The sequence below is a fragment of the Cypionkella sp. PAMC25878 genome (genome assembly GCF_058135695.1).
Window position 1 is genome coordinate 3,825,989 of record NZ_CM176871.1, and the last position, 18,349, is coordinate 3,844,337.

General features: G+C 61.0%; 16 protein-coding genes and 1 tRNA gene. 5 read left to right on the top strand and 12 right to left on the bottom strand.

Annotated elements, in window-relative coordinates; all coding sequences use genetic code 11:
• Window positions 1-33: 33 nt before the first annotated feature.
• Genes cobT through ACS5RD_RS18810 form a run of 3 tightly spaced genes read left to right on the top strand, consistent with a single transcriptional unit; the run spans window position 34 to window position 4,154 of the window.
• The gene (cobT, locus tag ACS5RD_RS18800; protein WP_489928653.1) at window positions 34-1,905 is read left to right on the top strand and encodes a cobaltochelatase subunit CobT; all 1,872 of its coding nucleotides are present in this window, start codon (window positions 34-36) and stop codon (window positions 1,903-1,905) included.
• Between the two features lie 50 nt (window positions 1,906-1,955).
• Window positions 1,956-3,761, top strand: coding sequence for an aminopeptidase P family protein (locus ACS5RD_RS18805; RefSeq protein ID WP_489928654.1), 1,806 nt, complete (start codon window positions 1,956-1,958; stop codon window positions 3,759-3,761).
• A 45-nt stretch (window positions 3,762-3,806) separates the two neighbouring features.
• Window positions 3,807-4,154, top strand: a complete 348-nt coding sequence (locus tag ACS5RD_RS18810; protein WP_489928655.1) for a DUF427 domain-containing protein — start codon at window positions 3,807-3,809, stop codon at window positions 4,152-4,154.
• Here ACS5RD_RS18810 and ACS5RD_RS18815 read toward each other — a convergent pair.
• Window positions 4,151-4,558, bottom strand: coding sequence for a SufE family protein (locus ACS5RD_RS18815; RefSeq protein ID WP_489928656.1), 408 nt, complete (start codon window positions 4,556-4,558; stop codon window positions 4,151-4,153). The genes ACS5RD_RS18810 and ACS5RD_RS18815 overlap by 4 nt on opposite strands.
• 118 nt (window positions 4,559-4,676) lie before the next feature.
• Here ACS5RD_RS18815 and ACS5RD_RS18820 point away from each other — a divergent pair, with 118 nt between their 5' ends.
• Window positions 4,677-5,126, top strand: coding sequence for a hypothetical protein (locus tag ACS5RD_RS18820; RefSeq protein WP_489928657.1), 450 nt, complete (start codon window positions 4,677-4,679; stop codon window positions 5,124-5,126).
• A gap of 15 nt (window positions 5,127-5,141) precedes the next feature.
• Here ACS5RD_RS18820 and rnd read toward each other — a convergent pair whose 3' ends face one another.
• From rnd to purM, 3 genes are all read right to left on the bottom strand, one after another.
• Complete coding sequence (rnd, locus tag ACS5RD_RS18825) at window positions 5,142-6,299, bottom strand: ribonuclease D (protein WP_489928658.1); 1,158 nt, start codon at window positions 6,297-6,299, stop codon at window positions 5,142-5,144.
• 325 nt (window positions 6,300-6,624) lie between these two features.
• Window positions 6,625-7,212, bottom strand: a complete 588-nt coding sequence (gene purN, locus ACS5RD_RS18830; RefSeq protein WP_489928659.1) for a phosphoribosylglycinamide formyltransferase — start codon at window positions 7,210-7,212, stop codon at window positions 6,625-6,627.
• Complete coding sequence (gene purM / locus ACS5RD_RS18835; RefSeq protein ID WP_489928660.1) at window positions 7,209-8,255, bottom strand: phosphoribosylformylglycinamidine cyclo-ligase; 1,047 nt, start codon at window positions 8,253-8,255, stop codon at window positions 7,209-7,211. The genes purN and purM overlap by 4 nt, the downstream gene beginning before the upstream one ends.
• 143 nt (window positions 8,256-8,398) lie before the next feature.
• On the opposite strand from purM, the gene ACS5RD_RS18840 reads away from it, so the two are divergent.
• Window positions 8,399-8,474, top strand: a tRNA-Ile gene (locus tag ACS5RD_RS18840).
• Between the two features lie 13 nt (window positions 8,475-8,487).
• On the opposite strand, the gene ACS5RD_RS18845 is transcribed toward ACS5RD_RS18840, so the two are convergent.
• From ACS5RD_RS18845 to ACS5RD_RS18880, 8 genes are all read right to left on the bottom strand, one after another.
• Window positions 8,488-8,706, bottom strand: coding sequence for a hypothetical protein (locus tag ACS5RD_RS18845; protein WP_054007951.1), 219 nt, complete (start codon window positions 8,704-8,706; stop codon window positions 8,488-8,490).
• A 31-nt stretch (window positions 8,707-8,737) separates the two neighbouring features.
• Window positions 8,738-10,732 carry an RNA polymerase sigma factor RpoD gene (gene rpoD / locus ACS5RD_RS18850; protein ID WP_489928661.1) on the bottom strand — a complete coding sequence of 665 codons (1,995 nt, stop codon included), beginning with the start codon at window positions 10,730-10,732 and terminating at the stop codon, window positions 8,738-8,740.
• Window positions 10,733-10,850: 118 nt separating this feature from the next.
• Window positions 10,851-12,821: a DNA primase gene (gene dnaG, locus ACS5RD_RS18855; protein WP_489928662.1), complete on the bottom strand. Its 1,971-nt coding sequence runs from the start codon at window positions 12,819-12,821 to the stop codon at window positions 10,851-10,853.
• 184 nt (window positions 12,822-13,005) lie between these two features.
• Entirely contained in the window at window positions 13,006-14,154 is a 1,149-nt protein-coding gene (locus ACS5RD_RS18860) for an amidohydrolase (protein ID WP_489928663.1), read from the bottom strand.
• A complete protein-coding gene (locus ACS5RD_RS18865) occupies window positions 14,154-14,693 on the bottom strand; it encodes a sarcosine oxidase subunit gamma (RefSeq protein ID WP_489928664.1) in 540 nt (179 codons plus the stop codon). The genes ACS5RD_RS18860 and ACS5RD_RS18865 overlap by 1 nt, the downstream gene beginning before the upstream one ends.
• A complete protein-coding gene (locus tag ACS5RD_RS18870) occupies window positions 14,686-17,607 on the bottom strand; it encodes a sarcosine oxidase subunit alpha family protein (protein WP_489928665.1) in 2,922 nt (973 codons plus the stop codon). Before ACS5RD_RS18870 ends, ACS5RD_RS18865 begins: the two co-directional genes overlap by 8 nt.
• A gap of 2 nt (window positions 17,608-17,609) precedes the next feature.
• Complete coding sequence (locus ACS5RD_RS18875; RefSeq protein ID WP_489928666.1) at window positions 17,610-17,876, bottom strand: sarcosine oxidase subunit delta; 267 nt, start codon at window positions 17,874-17,876, stop codon at window positions 17,610-17,612.
• Window positions 17,876-18,340 (bottom strand): hypothetical protein, encoded by a 465-nt coding sequence (locus ACS5RD_RS18880; RefSeq protein ID WP_489928667.1) that lies wholly within the window; start codon window positions 18,338-18,340, stop codon window positions 17,876-17,878. The genes ACS5RD_RS18875 and ACS5RD_RS18880 overlap by 1 nt, the downstream gene beginning before the upstream one ends.
• Between the last annotated feature and the right edge of the window lie 9 nt (window positions 18,341-18,349).

Genomic DNA, 18,349 nt, shown 5'->3' on the forward strand with positions numbered 1-18,349 from the left:
GGGCAAAACCTCATCCTACGACTTGGACGGATCATGACCAAACCCACCGACAACCCCGCCGATCCGTTCAAAAAGGCCCTCGCCGAGGCCACAAAGACCATGGCCAACGATCCGGAAATGACGGTGACCTATTCGGTCGATCCGGCCGGCATGAACAAAGAAGGCATCCGCCTGCCGCAAGTCAGCCGCCGCATGACGCGGGACGAGGTGCTGCTTGCCCGTGGCACCGCCGACGCATTCGCGCTGCGCCGCAAGTTTCATAACGAATCCACCGCAACGAAATATGCCCCCACCGGGCCCTTGGCGCGCGAAATCTACGACGCGATGGAAACCGCCCGCTGCGAAGCCGTCGGCGCCCGCGCCATGCCTGGCACCGCTGGCAACATTGACGCCAAAATCGCCTATGAAGCGGATCGCAAAGGCTATTCCCAGATCACCAAGCGTGAGGATGCCCCGCTTTCCGTCGCCGCAGGCTACCTTGTCCGCCATCTGGCCACAGGCCGAGACATGCCGAAAGGCGCCGCCAATGTCATGGAGATGTGGCGCGACTTCATCGAGGGCCAAGCCTCGGGTACGTTGAACAATCTCGATGATGTGCTGGACAATCAAGCCGCCTTCGCCCGCCTCGCCCGCAAGGTGATCGCGGATTTGGGCTATGGCGACCAGCTAGGCGACGACCCCGACCAGCCGGACGAGGACGAGTCTGGCGACGAAGCGCAAGAGGATCAAGACGCACCGGATTCGGAAGGATCCGAGGAGCAGGATTCGGAAGATAGCGAAGCCTCGCCCGAGCAATCGCAGGAAGACCAGCAAGACCAATCCCAAGCCCAAGTCACCATGGAAGACTCGGCGGATATGGAGCAAGGTGACGAGGCCGAACTGCCCGAAGGCGAAGCCCCGCTTGATCCCCCGCCCCCCGCGCCCTATTCCGACGCAGACCCGAACTACACCGTCTACACCACGGATTTTGATGAAGAAATCAAAGCCGAGGATCTGGCCGAACCTGCCGAACTCGAACGCCTGCGCGCCTATCTCGACCAGCAGTTGGACCCGCTGAAAGGTGCTGTCAGCCGTTTGGCAAACAAGTTGCAACGCCGCCTGCAAGCCCAGCAAAATCGCTCATGGCTGTTTGATCTGGAAGAGGGCACGCTGGATGCGGGCCGTCTGGCGCGCGTCATCGCCAATCCCACCACCCCCCTCAGCTTCAAACAGGAAAAAGACACCGAATTCCGCGACACTTGCGTGACACTCTTGATCGACAACTCCGGCTCGATGCGCGGCCGCCCAATCTCCATCGCCGCGATCTGCGCCGATGTCTTGGCGCGCACGTTGGAACGCTGCTCGGTCAAGGTCGAAATCCTCGGCTTCACCACCCGGGCTTGGAAAGGAGGCCAATCCCGCGAGCGGTGGCTGGCACAGGGCCGCGCCCAACAACCGGGTCGACTGAACGATCTGCGCCACATCATCTACAAATCCGCCGACGCCCCTTGGCGCAGGGTTCGCCCCAACTTGGGCCTGATGATGAAAGAGGGCCTCTTGAAAGAAAACATCGACGGCGAGGCACTGGAATGGGCGCACCGCCGCATGATGGCCCGCCCCGAAGCCCGCCGCATCCTGATGGTGATCTCGGACGGCGCGCCCGTCGATGACAGCACGCTGTCGGTGAACCCCGCGAATTTCCTCGAAAAACACCTGCGCGACGTGATCGCCATGGTCGAGCGCAAGAAGGCGGTCGAGCTGATCGCCATCGGCATCGGCCACGACGTGACCCGCTATTATCAACGCGCCGTCACCATCACCGATGTCGAACAACTGGCGGGGGCAATGACCGAACAACTCGCCGGGCTGTTTGAGGTTGATCCAAGGAAACGCGCTAAGGCGCTGGGGATGCGTCGGGCCGGGTAAGGCCGCTCACCCGCGCGCATCCGAAGATATTTGAGCACAGAGGACCAACCATGTTTCAAAGCTTCGACACCCACGCCTCGCCAGCGCAGGGCCCCGCCCGTCTGGCGGCTTTGCGTCAGGTTCTGGCCACCGAGGGGCTGTCCGGCTTCCTTGTGCCGCGCGCCGATGTGCATCAGGGCGAATATGTCGCCGCCCGGGATGAGCGGTTGCAATGGCTGACCGGATTTACCGGATCGGCGGGGTTTTGCATCGTTCTCCCCAATATCGCGGGCGTGTTCATCGACGGGCGCTATCGCACGCAGGTCAAGGGTCAGGTTGACCTTGAGCATTTCACCCCAGTGCCTTGGCCCGAGATCAGCGCCGGGGCATGGCTGAAACAAAACCTGACCGAGGGTGTGGTGGGCTTTGACCCATGGCTGCATACCGCCGATGAAATTGCCAAGATTGAGGTCGCTTTGGATGGCACCGGGGTGATCCTGCGCGCCTGCACCAACCAGATCGACCGGATTTGGCCAGATCAACCGACGGCTCCGCTCGGCCGCGCCTTTGCGCATCCCGACAGCCTTGCAGGGGAAACCAGCGCGCAGAAACGCGCGCGGCTGGCAGAAAGCTTGCACGCGGCAGGCCAGACAGCGGCGGTGATCACTCTGCCCGACAGCCTTTGTTGGCTGTTGAACATCCGAGGCGCGGATGTGCCGCGCAATCCGGTGCTGCACGGCTTTGCCATCCTGCATGAAAATGCCCATGTCACTCTATTCGCCGATGCCGAGAAATTCGACGATGCCACCCGCGCCCATCTGGGCAGCGATGTGCTGCTGCGCCCGGTTTCGGCCTTCGTGCCCGCCCTGCGCACATTGCTGGGTGCCGTCCGGGTCGATCGTGGCACCGCCCCACTGGCCGTCTCAACCGAACTGACCGAGGCAGGCCTCGCCGTGGCTTGGGGCGACGATCCCTGCCGTCTGCCGAAAGCCAAGAAAACCGCCGCCGAAATCGAGGGCATGCGCGAAGCCCATCTGCGCGATGGCGCGGCGGTGGTAGAATTCCTCTGCTGGCTGGATCAACAGACCCCGAAAGGCGGCCTGTCCGAGATTGACGTGGTGCGCGCATTGGAAGGCTTCCGCCGTGCCACCAATGTGCTGCATGACATCAGCTTCGACACGATTTGCGGATCGGGCCCGAATGGCGCGATCATGCATTACCGGGTCACGGAAGAGTCCAACCGCGCGCTTGGCCGCAATGAATTGCTGTTGGTGGATTCTGGGGCGCAATATCTCGACGGCACCACCGACATCACCCGCACCATTGCCGTCGGCGACCCCGGCGACTACGCCCGCGCCTGCTTCACCCGCGTCTTGCAAGGCACCATCGCGATCAGCCGTGTGCGTTGGCCCGCAGGCTATGCCGGTCGTGATCTTGACCCCCTCGCGCGCTATGCTTTGTGGCTGGCAGGGCAGGATTTCAACCACGGCACCGGCCATGGCGTTGGTGCCTTCCTGTCGGTGCATGAAGGCCCGCAGCGGCTGAGCCGCATCTCGGAAGTCCCCCTTGAACCCGGCATGATCCTTTCAAACGAGCCGGGCTATTACCGCGAGGGTGAGTTTGGCATCCGGCTTGAAAACCTGATCGTGGTGCAGCCCGCGCCCAAGCTCGTCGGCGGCGATGATGAGCGCAGCCAGCTCAGCTTTGAAACCCTGACCTTCGTGCCCTTCGACCGCCGCCTGATCCTGACCGCCGAACTGTCCCCCGGTGATCGCAATTGGCTCGACGCCTATCATGCCGAAACCTTAGAAAAACTGGCCCCCCGCCTGTCCTCTGACGCCCTCGCATGGTGCCAATCCGCCTGCGCCGCATTGTAAAGCCCAAAAATCGCGCTACCCTTCTGCCAACCGCAGGAGGCGCGCATGGCTTACATTACGATCACCCCGCAAGATCGCCCGCTGACCATCACAGCGGGCGGCAAACGCTTAGGCGAAACCCGCAACGCACTTGAGCTGAAAGAGGGCAGCTACCCACCCGTCCTCTACATCCCGCGCGCCGATGTTGATATGACACTGCTGGTGAAAACCACGCGCGAAACCACCTGCCCGCATAAGGGCCTGTGCAGCTATTACGCGGTCAAAACGCCGCAAGGCCTGCTCGAAAACGCCGTCTGGTCCTATGAGGCGCCAATCCCCGGCATGGAACAGATCACAGGCCACCTCGCCTTCTACCCCGACAAGGTGACGCTGGCCGCAGTCGAAAAGATCTAGGCCTCCGCCGCCACTTTACGGATCCGCTCCACCATCGCCCGCACCCCGTTCGAGCGCTGCGACGACAAATGATCGTTCAGCCCCAGCCGCCCAAATTCTGCATGGGCATCGACCTGTGCCACCTCAGCCAGCGGCAACCCCGCATAAAGCGCGTGCAGCACCGCGATCAAGCCGCGCACGATCATCGCATCCGACTCGCCCTGAAACTCAAACCGCCCCTCGGCGATCATCGGACGCAGCCAAACCTGACTGGCACAGCCATCAACCTTCAGCGCGGGCACCTTAAAGCTGTCGTCCAACGGCGGCATCGCTTTGCCCAAATCAATCACATGGCGATAGCGCTCCTCCCAGTCATCAAGGAACTCAAAGGTCTCGGCGATTTCTTCAAAGGCGGGCGTGGCCATGCGTCTCTCCATCTCTCCCCCCGAGGTAGTGCGCCCCAGCCCAAACGTCCAGCCCAAGCGGGCTTTTCAAACCGCCGTCAATCGGCTACCGATCTTGTAACGCCAAAGGGATGCCCATATGCGCTTTCGCCTGCCCATCGCCATTCTTGCTTTGACCGCCATGACCGCTTGTGGTGGTTTTTCAAGCCGCCTGAACCCATTCAAATGGTTCAAACGCTCGGCCCCTGCCGAAGTAGTCAGCACTGAGGCCGCTGCCGATCCACGCCCGCTGGTCGCCGATGTACTGTCGATGAAGATCGAGTCCTATCCCGGCGGAGCGATTGTGCGTGCCACCGGTCTGCCGCCGACGCAAGGCTTCTGGAGTGCCGAACTGGTGCCGCAGCCGTTGGACGAAAAAGGCACGCTGGTGCTGGAATTCCACGTCTTCCCACCCGTGGGGTCGGCAGCCGTGGTCAACCAACAATCGCGCGAGATTACCGTGGCCTACAACCTGTCCGACATCAAACTGCAACAGATCAATCAGATCGTCGTGCAAGGTGCCAGCAATGCCCGCGCCAGCAGCAGGTAAGCTGAGGGTGCGGGGTTAAATCCGCACCACCCGCACGTCATTGCCCTTCGCCGACAGCGCAATCTCACCCCGGCAGAGCCGCATCGCGTCATCGCCAAACGCCTCGGCGCGCCAGCCCTTCAGCGTCTCCAGATTACGCTCTCCGGCGGCAATCGCGTCCAAATCCGAGGCAGAGGCGATCAATTTAGGCGCCACACCCAGACTCTCGGATTTCGCCTTCAACAACACCCGCAGCAAATCCGCCAAAGCCGGATTGACCTGCATCTGATCTTTTGAGAGATCCGGTTTCGGTAAATCTTCCTGCCGCATCTCCATTCCCGCCTTGATCGCCGCCAGTATCCCCTCGGCAATCTCGGTCTTGCGTCCCTCACGCAGCAACAACCGCGAGCGGCCCAATTCCTCAACATTGGTCGGCCGGGTCGAGGCCAGCTCCAACAAGGCATCGTCCTTCATCACCCGGCTGCGCGGTACGTTGTTGCCCTGCGCATATTTTTCGCGAAACCGCGCCAATTCCTTGACCACGCCCAGAAACCGCCCCGAGGTGGTGCGCGTCTTCACCCGCAACCAAGCCTCCTCGGGATGCACAGTATAGGTCGCGGGATCCGTCAGAACCGAAAGCTCCTCCTCCACCCACGCCTGCCGCCCGTTCTTCGCCAGTTGTGCGGCCAGAAACTCATAGATCACCCGCAAATGCGTCACATCCGCCAAAGCATATTCGCTCTGCGCCGAGGTCAGCGGCCGGCGCGACCAATCGGTAAACCGCGAGGTTTTATCCAAATTCTCCTTGGCGATCTTTTTCACCAAAGTCTCATAGCCCACCTGCTCCCCAAAGCCGCAGACCATCGCCGCGACCTGTGTGTCAAACAACGGCTTCGGGAACACATTGCCTTCCACGAAAAAGATTTCCAGATCCTGCCGCGCAGCATGGAACACCTTGACCGTCGCCTCGTGGCGAAACAGATCATACAGAGGCTCCATCGACATCGCAGACCCCTCAATCGGGTCGATCAGCACCGCATCGCCATCCTTACCGGGCAAAGCCATCTGGATCAGACACAGCTTTGACCAATAGGTCCGCTCGCGCAGAAACTCGGTATCAATGGTGACGAAGGGCTTTGACTTCGCGGCTGCACAAAAAGCGGCGAGGTCTTCGGTGGTGGTGATCGTGCGCATGGGCGTCTTTCGCAAAGGGCTCACGGGGGTATCCCGCCCTTCCGCTATAGGCAGCATTGCAGAGCAAGAAAAGCCCAAGCGCTTGCTGGTAGCCAAATACTAGGAAGGAAGGCTCCAGCGCCACAGCCCCAACGCCAAAGGTGACACCCCAAACCCGCGCTGCCTCGCCAAATCGCGAACAAACAAGCCTTTGCTCTTTTCGAAATACTCCCGCCGGAGGCATCCCAAGCCACAGCTCGCACCACGCCACAGGAAAAACTCAAGTCCCACAACCCGCGTCAAAGCCTTCGAGCGGGGGCTCGATGCCCCCCGAGAAGGCTCCCCGTTACAGGTCCAGCCTGCTACGATCCCCAGCCGCAAACCGCCGCAACACCGCTGGATACAACCGATGCTCCAGCATCAACACCCGCGCCGACAGATCGGCCTCAGTGTCACCAGGTAAAACCGCAACCCGCGCTTGGCCCAAAATCGGCCCGGCATCGAGTTCCGCCGTCACCTCATGCACCGAACAACCCGCCTCAGCATCCCCCGCCGCCAAAGCTCGGGCATGGGTGTGCAGCCCCGGATACTTCGGCAACAGCGAGGGGTGAATGTTCAGCATCCGCCCTTCAAAGCGGCGTACAAACTCCGGCGTCAACACCCGCATGAAGCCAGCAAGGCAGAGAATGTCGGGTTCAGAGGCCAAAATCGGTTCCAGCAAAGCAGCTTCAAACGCCGTTCGATCCCGACCAAAAGGCCGATGATCCACCGCCGCCACCGCGACCCCCATCGCAGCCGCGTGCAGCAACCCCGGCGCGGTTGGGTCGTTAGAGCCTACAAACACCGCGCGCGCCGGATGATCCCCCACCATATCGCGCAGCAGTGCCAGCATGTTAGAGCCGCCCCCAGAAATCAGGACGGCGACGCGTTTCACAGCAGACGGCCCTTGTAGATCACGCCCTCGCCCGCAACAACGCGACCCATAACCACAACCGTCTCCCCCTCAGCCCGCAGCAAATTGCTTAAAGCCTCAGCCCGATCAGCCGCCACTACCGCAATCATCCCAATGCCGCAGTTGAAGGTTTTCAACAGTTCAGGCTCGCTCATATTGGCGGTCACAGCCAGCCACCGGAACACACCCGGTAGATCCCAAGTCGACAGATCAATCTCACACGCCAACCCCTCCGGGATCACCCGTGGCGGGTTTTCTGTCAAACCACCGCCAGTGATATGTGCCAAGGCATGCACCCCACCAGCGCGAACCGCAGCCAAAGCCTGCTTCACATAAAGCCGCGTCGGCGCCAGAAGTGCCTCGCCCAATGTCCCGTCCGAGAACGGCGACGCCGCATCCCAGCCCAACCCCGACAATTCCACTACCTTGCGCACGAAGGAATAGCCGTTGGAATGTACCCCGTTCGAGGCCAATCCCAGCAGGACATCGCCCTCAACGACGCCCGCTGGCAAGTCCGCCCCGCGCTCCATCGCGCCCACCGCGAACCCGGCCAGATCGAAATCGCCCTTGTGATACATCCCCGGCATCTCGGCGGTCTCGCCACCGATCAACGCGCAACCGCTCGCCTCACAGCCCGCCGCAATGCCGTTGATGATGCGCGTCGCTTCCTCAACGTCCAGCTTGCCAGTGGCGAAATAATCCAGGAACAACAACGGCTCGGCCCCCTGACAGACCAGATCGTTGACACACATCGCCACCAGATCAACGCCGATGGTGTCAACGCGGCCAGTATCAATCGCAATCCGCAGCTTGGTGCCCACGCCATCCGTCGCTGCCACCAAAATCGGGTCGGTGTAACCCGCCGCCTTCAGATCAAACAGCGCGCCAAAGCCGCCCAAACCCGACATCGTGCCCGGTCGTTGCGTGCGCTTTGCCGCAGGTTTGATCCGCTCTACCAAAGCATTGCCCGCATCAATATCCACGCCCGCATCGGCATAGGTCAGGCCATTGTGTCCGGTACTCATGCGCAGATTCCCCAAGCTGAAAGGCAGTTGCCGCCCCCATAAGCCATCCGGCTCGCGCGCGCAACGCAAGCGCCGCACTCTGGCACGGTTTTGTCACCCCAAACCTTGACCCCGCCCCCGCATCTGATAGGCAAAGGCAGAATGGGTCTGTAGCTCAATGGTTAGAGCAGGGCGCTCATAACGCCTTGGTTGGGGGTTCGAGTCCCTCCGGACCTACCATTCCTTAGAAATTTCAACCCGACGGCCCTGCGCCAAGCGAGGCCCCGACACCGTAAACCATTGCAGTGATCGCCAATGAGATTATCGCCCTGCCCATCCAGCCGATGCGCCCGATCAGCGGAATAAACCGCGAGATCAAGACCATCGCGGCGGCAAAGGGCAAAATAAGCCATGCCGGAGCCTGCATGAAGCCCAGCATGCCCAGCACAAAAAGAAAAAGCGCGCCGATCATGGCGCGCTTTTGGATATGAAGCCAACCGATGTCACTGGTCGAGGAACGACCGCAACTTGCGCGAACGGCTCGGGTGTTTCAGCTTGCGCAAAGCCTTCGCTTCGATCTGGCGGATACGTTCGCGAGTCACGCTGAACTGCTGGCCAACTTCCTCCAGCGTATGATCGGTGTTCATCCCGATGCCAAACCGCATCCGTAGCACACGTTCTTCGCGCGGCGTCAGCGAGGCCAGAACCCGAGTCGTCGTCTCTTTCAGGTTTTCCTGAATAGCCGAATCCAGCGGCAGGATCGCGTTCTTGTCTTCGATGAAGTCGCCCAGTTGGCTGTCTTCTTCGTCGCCAATCGGGGTTTCCAAGGAAATCGGCTCTTTGGCGATCTTCATCACCTTGCGCACTTTTTCCAACGGCATTTGCAGCTTTTCAGCCAATTCTTCCGGTGTCGGCTCGCGGCCAATTTCGTGCAGCATTTGCCGACCGGTGCGGACCAGCTTGTTGATCGTCTCGATCATATGCACCGGAATACGGATGGTGCGCGCCTGATCGGCAATCGAGCGCGTGATCGCCTGCCTGATCCACCATGTCGCATAGGTCGAGAATTTATAACCCCGGCGATATTCAAACTTATCGACCGCCTTCATCAACCCGATATTGCCTTCCTGAATCAAATCCAAGAATTGCAGCCCGCGGTTGGTGTATTTCTTGGCAATCGAGATCACCAGACGCAGGTTCGCCTCAACCATTTCTTTCTTGGCCTGACGGGCTTCTTTCTCGCCCTTCTGCACTTGGTTCACGATGCGGCGGAATTCGGAGATATCCACGCCGATATAGGTGCCGACCTGCGCCATTTCAGCCCGCAAATCTTCCACCTTGTCGCGGCTTTTCTCGATCAGCGCCTGCCAGCCCCGGCCCGCTTTGGCGGCCATTTTGTCCAGCCAGTTCGGGTCAAGCTCGTAGCCTTGGTATTCGTCGATAAACTCGCGACGATTGATCCGGGCAGCATCGGCCAGCTTCACCATGCCAGAGTTGATCGCCATGATCTTGCGGTTGATGCCATAAAGCTGGTCAATCAGCGCTTCGATCCGGTTATTGTGCAGATGAAGTTCGTTCACCAACACCACGATTTCGCTGCGCAATTTCTGATAGGCGGTTTCCTCGGTGGCCGAGAACCGCGACTTTTCCGACAAGGTCGCCGACATCCGCAGATCCTGCATTTCCGCCAGCTTGGTATAATCGCGCGCGATCAGGTCAAGCGTTTCCAGAACCTTCGGCTTCAACGCCGCTTCCATCGCGGCCAGCGACATCGAGGTACCATCATCCTCGTCGTCATCGTCATCCGAGCGCATCAGCGGATTGCCATCGGCGTCCAGTTCCGGTTCGTCGCCACCAGTCCGACGCGGAGCAGCCTCTACATCGACGCCTTCCAGATCAGCGCCAACCAGACCTTCCTCGCCATCCAAAGACCGCCCAAAGGTGGCCTCCAGATCAATCACGTCGCGCAGCAGAATGTCTTCCGACAAAAGTTCGTCGCGCCAGATGATAATGGCCTGAAACGTCAGCGGGCTTTCACAAAGCCCGGCGATCATCGTGTTGCGGCCCGCCTCGATGCGCTTGGCAATCGCGATCTCGCCTTCGCGCGACAGCAGTTCAACCGAGCCCATCTCGCGCAGATACATCCGCACCGGGTCATCGGTGCGATCCAGTGCCTCGGTCGTCGTCGTAACAACGGCCACATCGCGCGCGCCCGATCCGGTTTCCACCAGATCGCCGCCCACCACAGCCTCGCCTTCCTCAACATCCTCATCTTCAATGACGTTGATGCCCATCTCGGACAGCATCGACATCACATCTTCGATCTGCTCGGACGACACCTGTTCCGGCGGCATCACATTGTTGAGCTGCTCGTAGGTGATGTAGCCCCGCTCACGCGCGTCGGCGATCATTTTCTTGACGGCCGCTTGGCTCATATCAAGGGAAACGTCCGCCTCATCGGCTTCGGGTTTGCCGTCGTCGGTGTCTTTCGAGGCCATGAGCGCTCCTAGGTCAAAACGGGTGGTCGGGGTCGTGGTAGCGAATCAGAGTCAATCAATTCGAATCAATAGCGCGAATCACGGCGGGGGAAAGCCGAATCAGTGAAATCCCCGTGATCTAACGCTTCGGGCCGTCCTTAGAGAACTGGATGCTGTCCCACAAGCTGCGAGCCCCTTCCAATTCGTCCTTATCCATTTGCACGCCATTACTGGCCATAACCGCCTCGGCCGTTTTGCCTTTCGGGCCAGCAGAGGCCGAAAACCGCGCCACATTGGCTTGGGACAGACGCCAAGTCAGGCCTTCATCGGCCAAACCTTCGATATCCTCCATTGCCTCGGCAATCTCCCGCTGCGCGCCCCGGCTGGCTTCCAGATGCGTCAGAGCCTCGGCAATGCAAAATTCGGCAAGCTCGCTGTCGGTGCGGTTTCTGACCGGCGGTGCGATCTGAACATGGGGGCGGGCGAGCAGCGCATCAAGGGCAGCGGGCGCTGCCTGCTGAATTTGGTCATAAAGCTGGGCAGGCTCTGCATCATGCCCGATCAGCAGTTGGCCCCGCAGGGCATGGTGGCCGTCTCCGATCAACTCCATGCGTTCCAGCGCAGATTCAAAGCGCCGGATCAGCCGGGGATGAAAAATCAGCACCGCTAAAATCACCGCCTCGCGCAAGACTTCCTCGGCGCGTTCGGGAGCAGCGGCGAGCATGGAATCCTTGGTAGACGCTACAGGCGGCATTTCAACCGTCGACTCAAAGCGCCCCTTCTGCCCCGGCTGGCGCGCGATGAAGGGTCTGGCTGCGCGCGGACGCTGCCCAAACAACTCCCAGCGCAACTGCTTGATATCCTCGCCATAATGGTTGCGGATCGACGGATCGGCGATGCGCTTCAGATGCGCGCGCAGGGATTTGTCCAAGGCGGCCTTGCGCTCGGGACTGTCAAATTGCTTGCCCTCAATCTCGCGCTGCCACAGCAGTTTGACCATCGGCACCGCCTGATCCAGCACGGCTTTCATCGCGCCCGCCCCCTGCGCGCGGAGCAAATCATCCGGGTCCATTCCCCCCGGCAGCACGGCAAAGCGCAAACCCTTCCCGGCCTCCAACAGCGGCAACGCCAGATCAATCACCCGCAACGCCGCCCGAATCCCCGCCGTATCGCCGTCCAAAGCAATGATCGGCTCATCCGAAATCCGCCACATCAGCCGCAGCTGATCTTCCGTAACCGCCGTGCCCAACGGCGCGACCGAGGCCTTGAACCCGGCCTCCGACAGCGCGATCACATCCATATAGCCCTCGGCCACCACCAAAGCCGCACCCTTGCCGGAAGCCTCCCGCGCCGGGGCATGGTTGAACAGATTGCGCCCCTTGTCGAACAACTCAGTCTCTGGCCCGTTCAGATATTTCGCCCGTGCGTTCGGGTCCATCGCCCGCCCGCCCAAGGAAATCGCCCGGCCCCGGCCATCGCGGATCGGGAAAATGATCCGCCCTCGAAAGCGGTCATAAGGCGCGCCGCCATCATCCGGCTTGGCACAAACCCCTGACGCCACAATCAAATCATCCGCCACGCCCTTTTGCCGCAGCGCCAGATACAGCCCCTGCCGCTGATCCGGCGCAAAGCCGATCTCCCAGCGATCCTGCGCCTCCACCGACAGGCCGCGCTTGGCGAGATACGCCCGCGCCTCGGATGCCGCAGAGGTGCGCAGCTGCAGGCGGAACCACTTCACCGCCTCCTCCATCACCTCAACCAGTTGCGTGCGCCTGTCCGCCACCTGTGCTGCGCGTGGATCGCGCGCAGGCATCGGCATCCCGGCCTCGCGCGCCAGAACCTCGACCGCCTCCATGAAGCCAAGGTTGTCGGTTTCTTTGATAAAGGTCACCGCGTCGCCTTTGGCATGGCAGCCAAAGCAATAGTAAAACCCCTTGCGATCATCGACGTGGAAGCTGGCGGATTTTTCCTGATGGAACGGGCAAGGCGCCCACATGTCGCCCTTGCCTTGGTTGGACTTGCGCGGATCCCACGTCACTTTCCTGCCCACAACCGAGGACAGCGAGACGCGGGTGCGCAGTTCGTCAAGGAAACCGGGTGGCAGACTCATGCCCCGTTATATCAGGTCTGATGGGTGCGCTGTCCAGTGCAGGGCGCAGCGTTGGCAAAAGTTTGAAGGGGCACGGCGTGGCGCACGCAACCTTTTGCGGACAAAGCTTAAGAGAGTCTGAACAACCCCCCGGTAACCCATTGATTCATATAAGAGGCCCACCTGTCCACGCGTGGACACAGGTTCAGCCCAGCAGATTGCGCAGCACCCGATCAAAAATCTGCACCCCCAGCGGGGTAAGCGCATCAGGGAAATCATAATCCGGGTTATGCAGCGCCGGATGATCCTCCCCCACGCCCAGAAACAGCATCGCCGAGCGGGTGCCACCCTGCCCAAACCGCCCGAAATCCTCCGACGCCCGCATCGGCAAATCGCCCGCATCATAGGGCATTGCCAAAGCCTCCAGCGCGCGGGCCAAATGCCCCGTCGCCTGCACATCATTCACCGAGGCCGCGAAATCATCGTGGTGGCTGAACCGAATACCAAGCCCCTGCGCGGCTGCCTCTGCCCGCGCCAGATCCATCGCGGCTCCACGCAAAGCCGCCATCTGACCATCTTCCATCGTGCGCAAGGTGGCCCAGACTTCCGCCTCTCCGGGTGCAATCCCGAACGCCGCCTCCCCCAGCCGTGCATGGGTGATCGTGACCAGTCGGTACTCAGGCCCAAGCGGCCCACCCCGCCCCAAAGCCGAAATCGCCGGGATCAGCCGCGCCAAGGCCAATGCAGGCGACAGCCCAGTTTCCGGCAAAGACGCATGGGCAGTCTTGCCCGTCAGCGTGATCTTCAGCCCCTGCGAGGCGCAATTCACTGCCCCCGCTTTCAACGCGGAATACCCAAACGGCAGCCCCGGCATGTTGTGGATCGAGAACGCCCAATCTGGCCGCAAGACCGCAAAGCGCGGATCGGCCACCACCGCAGCAGCCCCCGAGCCATCCTCCTCGGCGGATTGGAACATCAGCACCACCCTGCCCCGCGCGGGCCTTTGACGTGCGATCAGCCGCCCCAGCCCCATCAGCAAAGTCATATGCCCGTCATGCCCGCACAGATGCCCCTTGCCGGGAATCGTCGAGCGGTGCGCAGCCTCCGACAGTTCCTCTATCGGCAGCGCATCGAGTTCGGCGCGGAACAAAACCGTCGGACCATCGGCCGAACCGTTGAACACCGCAGCCACCCCATGCCCGCCAAGCCCTGTCACCACGTGATCAGGGCCAAGCGCCTGCAAAGCCTGCACGATTCGCTCCGCAGTTGCCAATTCCTCGCGCGACGCCTCGGGAAACCGATGCAACTCCTGCCTAAACGCCGTGAGTTCAGCCAAATCCTGCATAGAAAGCATCACGCCGCCCGCGCCGCCAAGGTTTTCAGTGCCACCTCAATCTCGTGCCACGCCGTCCGCGCCATCGAGCGGAACAGCATCAGCCGGAAGCCATCCTCGGCCACCCGCAAAAGCACCATCGACATATGGTAAAGCGGGGTGCGCGCCGCCATACCCACCGGGAATGCGACAAGCCGCAAATCCATCGGCACATAGCGCGCCAATGCCTGCACCGCCAACGGCCCCTGCAAAGACAGACTAACCCAGCCACCGGATTGATCCGTCACCGCCGCCAAACCGCTTAAATCCGGGCAATCGGCGCCAACCAAAAACGCTTGCTCACGCCCCGCCCAAGCGATAATCGCCACGCCGTTCATCGCAAAACTATTCACCGCAGGAAAGCCAAAGCCCAGCGGCTTCAAAGCGTTACCGACCACATCCTCCTGCCCTGGATAGGGCGCAATCGAGCTGACCATACCATGATCCACCTCGGCCAGCACCGTCCCAGACACCACCAGCTTCTTCCCCGCCAAAGCGGTCTTTGCGATCAATTCAGGCACGCAATTTCTCCCCGTCTTTGTCGTGGAACACCGGATCACAAACCTCGGCCAGCACATCAATGCCGCGCAGCCGGTCCACCACGCGCACCGTCTCGCCATGCCGTGCGCGACCATTCACCAGAAAGCCCAAGGCCAGATCGCGGTCAAACATCGGCGAATAGCCGACCGAACTGATATGACCTTGCGAGTTCACGCGGTTCAAATCCGCGCCCGGAATGAACAAATGCGCCCCCGAGGTGATCTTTTCTGCCGACAACGGCTTCAACCCCACCATCTGCGCCCGCTCAGGCCCAATCAATCCGGGGCGCGAGGCCGCCAATTTCCCGATGCAGTCCTTCTTCGCTGACAGCATCTTCGCTGCGCCAATATCAAACGCCGTCGCCCGGCCATCAATCTCGGCATGAGTGATCAGGCCCTTTTCGATCCGCAACACGTTCAGCGCTTCCATCCCGTAAGGCCCGCCGCCCATGGTTTCGGCCCGTGCCACAAGGTCACGGAACAACGCCTCACCATATCGCGTCGGCACCGCAATCTCATAGCCTTCCTCGCCCGAAAAGCTGATGCGGAACAATCGCGCTTGCACGCCGCCCACTGTCACCGCCCCCGTCGCCATGAACGGGAAGTCGCCCAAAGGCTGATCGAGATAGCCGTTCAGCAAAGCCCGCGCCATCGGTCCTGCCACCGCAAACTGCGCCCAGGACTCCGTCACCGAGATAAACCGCACATCCCAATCGGCACATTCGCTTTGATGCACGAAATCCAAATGCCGCATCACCAGACCCGCCGCCGCCGTGGTCGTGGTCATCAGGTAGTGATCCTGCCCCAGTCGCGCCGAAGTGCCATCGTCCAGCACATAGCCATCCGCCCGCAGCATTAGCCCGTACCGCACCCGACCCACCGACAAGGTGCTGAAAGTATTGGTATAAACCAGATCTAGGAACCGCCCCGCGTCCTTGCCCTGAATGTCAATCTTACCCAAGGTCGAGACATCGCAGACCCCAACCGCGCCCCGCACATAGCCAATCTCACGATTGCAGGAGTCTAGCCAACTCGTCTCGCCCGGCTTCGGGAAATAGCTGGGCCGATACCACAACCCGGCCTCAATCATCGGCGCAGCCCGGTCGCGGCTGGCCTGATCCGAGGTCAAAAACCGTTGCGGCGCAAAACCATTGCCGCGCCCGCCCGCCCCCATCGCCGCAATCGACGTGGGAATAAACGGCGGCCTAAACGTCGTTGTCCCCGTCTCGGGAATCCCGCGCCCCGTGGTATCCGCCAGCACCGCCAGAGCCCCCACATTCGAGTTTTTGCCCTGATCCGGCGCCATGCCTTGCGTGGTGTAGCGCTTCATATGCTCGACAGAAGAATACCCCTCTTGCGCCGCCAGCTTCACATCCTTGGTCGTCACGTCATTGGCGAAATCGAGCCAAGCCCGCCCCTTGCCCGCCACCTGCCACAGCGGCGCGATCACATAAGGCATCCCCTCTGCAGTCGGCAAAGCCGCATCCGCCGCCGCCATATTCAGGCCACGCAGCGCCGCCCGCGCCGCCGCTTGACCCTCGCTCAGACAGCCCAGAGTATCAAACACACCGTTACAAGCCCCCGCCGCCGTCAGGTTTGGCACCGCATCTGCCAAAGGCACAAACGCCGCCAAAGACGCCTCCCACCGAGGCCGGCCGTTCAGATGGCAGGTGATATGCAGCGTCGGGTTCCAGCCGCCCGAAACAGCCAACAGGTCGGTTTCCAACGAAAACTCACCACCAACATGGGTGCCCGTGATCGCTCGCAACCCCAGCCGCCCTTTGGTATCAGTCACCTGAGCACCCAGATACACCGGGCAATCCTCGACTGCCGATGCATCCGTCCGGCTGTCCAAAATCGCCGCAACCGTCACGCCCGCCGCCATCAACTGCCGCGCCACAGCCCGCGCACCATCGTTGTTGGCGAACAAAGTCACCCGCTTGCCCGGCACCACACCGAATTTATTGAGATACGTCTGCACCGCAGAAGCCAGCATGATCCCCGGCCGATCGTTCATCGGAAAGGCGATAGACCGCTCCAACGCCCCGGCCGCCAGCACTGTCCGCGCGGCCGTGATCCGCCAGAAACACTCGCGCGGCAAATCCGGGCGCGGCCCCTTATGCAGCCCCACCCGCTCAACCGCCGAGAATTGCCCGCCGTCGTAAGCCCCCGTTACCGTGGTGCGCGGCATGATCCGCACATTCGGCAGCGCCTTCAACTCAGCCTCAACCGCCGCCACCCATTCGCCCGCAGGCTTGCCATCCAGATGCGCGTCATCGGCCAGCAGACGACCGCCCAAAAGCCGATCCTCCTCGCACAAGATCACATCCGCCCCTGCCCGCGCCGCCTCCAACGCCGCCATCAAACCGCTAGGCCCTGCGCCGATCACCAGCACATCGCAAAACGCAAAGGCCTTTTCGTAATGCCCCTCGTCATGCTTGCCCGACAGGCTGCCCAGCCCCGCCGCCCGCCGAATGATCGGCTCGTAAATCGCCTCCCAGAACGCGCGCGGCCACATGAAGGTCTTGTAGTAAAACCCCGCCGACAGGAACGGCGACACCATATCGTTCACCGCCATCACATCGAACCGCAAGCTGGGCCAACGGTTCTGCGAGCGCGTGTTCAGCCCCTCAAAAATCTCTTGCACCGTGGCGCGCACGTTGGGGGTCTGGTTCGACGCCCCAACCACCTCAATCATCGCATTCGGCTCTTCCGAGCCAGCGGTCAAAACCCCACGCGGGCGGTGATATTTGAACGACCGCCCGACCAGCTTCACCCCACTTGCGAGCAAAGCCGAAGCCACCGTATCGCCCTTAAAGCCCTGATAGGCCTTGCCATCAAACTTAAACGAAACTGGCTTTGTCCGATCAATCAGCCCCTTACCTGCAATCCGCATGTTCAGGCCTCCTTCTGCTTGGCAACCAGTTCTGATCCCAGAACCTCATGGCTAATCGTGTTCCGCGTCACCACCATCCAAGCCCCACAGCCCGCCTCGTGATACCAGAGATCCCGCGTCACCCCCGCCGGATTATCGCGCAGGAACAAATGGTTATCTAAATCCTCGACCGTCCCTTGGTCGCTGGGCCGCTTCAGATAGTCCTCGGACCCGTAGTAATAAAACTCGCGCCGATCCCGAGTGCCACAAAGGGGGCAAGGTATACGCATCAGAGGGCCTCACAGGTTGCGACGGTGACAGATGAAACAAGTTTTCGATCTTCGAAATTCAACGGGTTCTGCGGTTTCGTGACAATCAGCAGATCAAAAACCACAGTTGCGCCCGAAGTTATGAACTGACGAAGATCGAAGCTGCTGCAAACCCTGTGGGTCAGCGTGGTGTTCAACAACGCAAGTCTGCCCTCTGAAGGCACCGAACCCGCGTCTGAACGCAGTGCAATCTCGTAGCGTGCGATCGGGCCTGTTTCAGAATCGCCGCCAAGAACAGGGTTAGGAGAGCGTGCCACAGTAGAATTGTCGCCGCCCACGACGCTACGAATTTCAACCGATGTGCGGCACCAATCAAACACGCCATTGCTCCCAAATTCGCCTGACCCTTCCAAGCAAACCTCAGCAATCGCCGTCGCTGGACTGGCGAGAAAAACCAACGCTGCCAAGGGTAAAGACCAATACATCACACTCAT

What these genes read in the sequence shown, in the direction of transcription:
- cobT (WP_489928653.1), top strand. Translation starts at nt 34, where the DNA reads ATGACCAAACCCACCGACAACCCCGCCGATCCGTTCAAAAAGGCCCTC.
- ACS5RD_RS18805 (WP_489928654.1), top strand. Translation starts at nt 1,956, where the DNA reads ATGTTTCAAAGCTTCGACACCCACGCCTCGCCAGCGCAGGGCCCCGCC.
- ACS5RD_RS18810 (WP_489928655.1), top strand. Translation starts at nt 3,807, where the DNA reads ATGGCTTACATTACGATCACCCCGCAAGATCGCCCGCTGACCATCACA.
- ACS5RD_RS18815 (WP_489928656.1), bottom strand. Translation starts at nt 4,558, where the DNA reads ATGGCCACGCCCGCCTTTGAAGAAATCGCCGAGACCTTTGAGTTCCTT.
- ACS5RD_RS18820 (WP_489928657.1), top strand. Translation starts at nt 4,677, where the DNA reads ATGCGCTTTCGCCTGCCCATCGCCATTCTTGCTTTGACCGCCATGACC.
- rnd (WP_489928658.1), bottom strand. Translation starts at nt 6,299, where the DNA reads ATGCGCACGATCACCACCACCGAAGACCTCGCCGCTTTTTGTGCAGCC.
- purM (WP_489928660.1), bottom strand. Translation starts at nt 8,255, where the DNA reads ATGAGTACCGGACACAATGGCCTGACCTATGCCGATGCGGGCGTGGAT.
- ACS5RD_RS18845 (WP_054007951.1), bottom strand. Translation starts at nt 8,706, where the DNA reads ATGATCGGCGCGCTTTTTCTTTTTGTGCTGGGCATGCTGGGCTTCATG.
- rpoD (WP_489928661.1), bottom strand. Translation starts at nt 10,732, where the DNA reads ATGGCCTCGAAAGACACCGACGACGGCAAACCCGAAGCCGATGAGGCG.
- dnaG (WP_489928662.1), bottom strand. Translation starts at nt 12,821, where the DNA reads ATGAGTCTGCCACCCGGTTTCCTTGACGAACTGCGCACCCGCGTCTCG.
- ACS5RD_RS18860 (WP_489928663.1), bottom strand. Translation starts at nt 14,154, where the DNA reads ATGCTTTCTATGCAGGATTTGGCTGAACTCACGGCGTTTAGGCAGGAG.
- ACS5RD_RS18870 (WP_489928665.1), bottom strand. Translation starts at nt 17,607, where the DNA reads ATGCGGATTGCAGGTAAGGGGCTGATTGATCGGACAAAGCCAGTTTCG.
- ACS5RD_RS18875 (WP_489928666.1), bottom strand. Translation starts at nt 17,876, where the DNA reads ATGCGTATACCTTGCCCCCTTTGTGGCACTCGGGATCGGCGCGAGTTT.
- ACS5RD_RS18880 (WP_489928667.1), bottom strand. Translation starts at nt 18,340, where the DNA reads ATGTATTGGTCTTTACCCTTGGCAGCGTTGGTTTTTCTCGCCAGTCCA.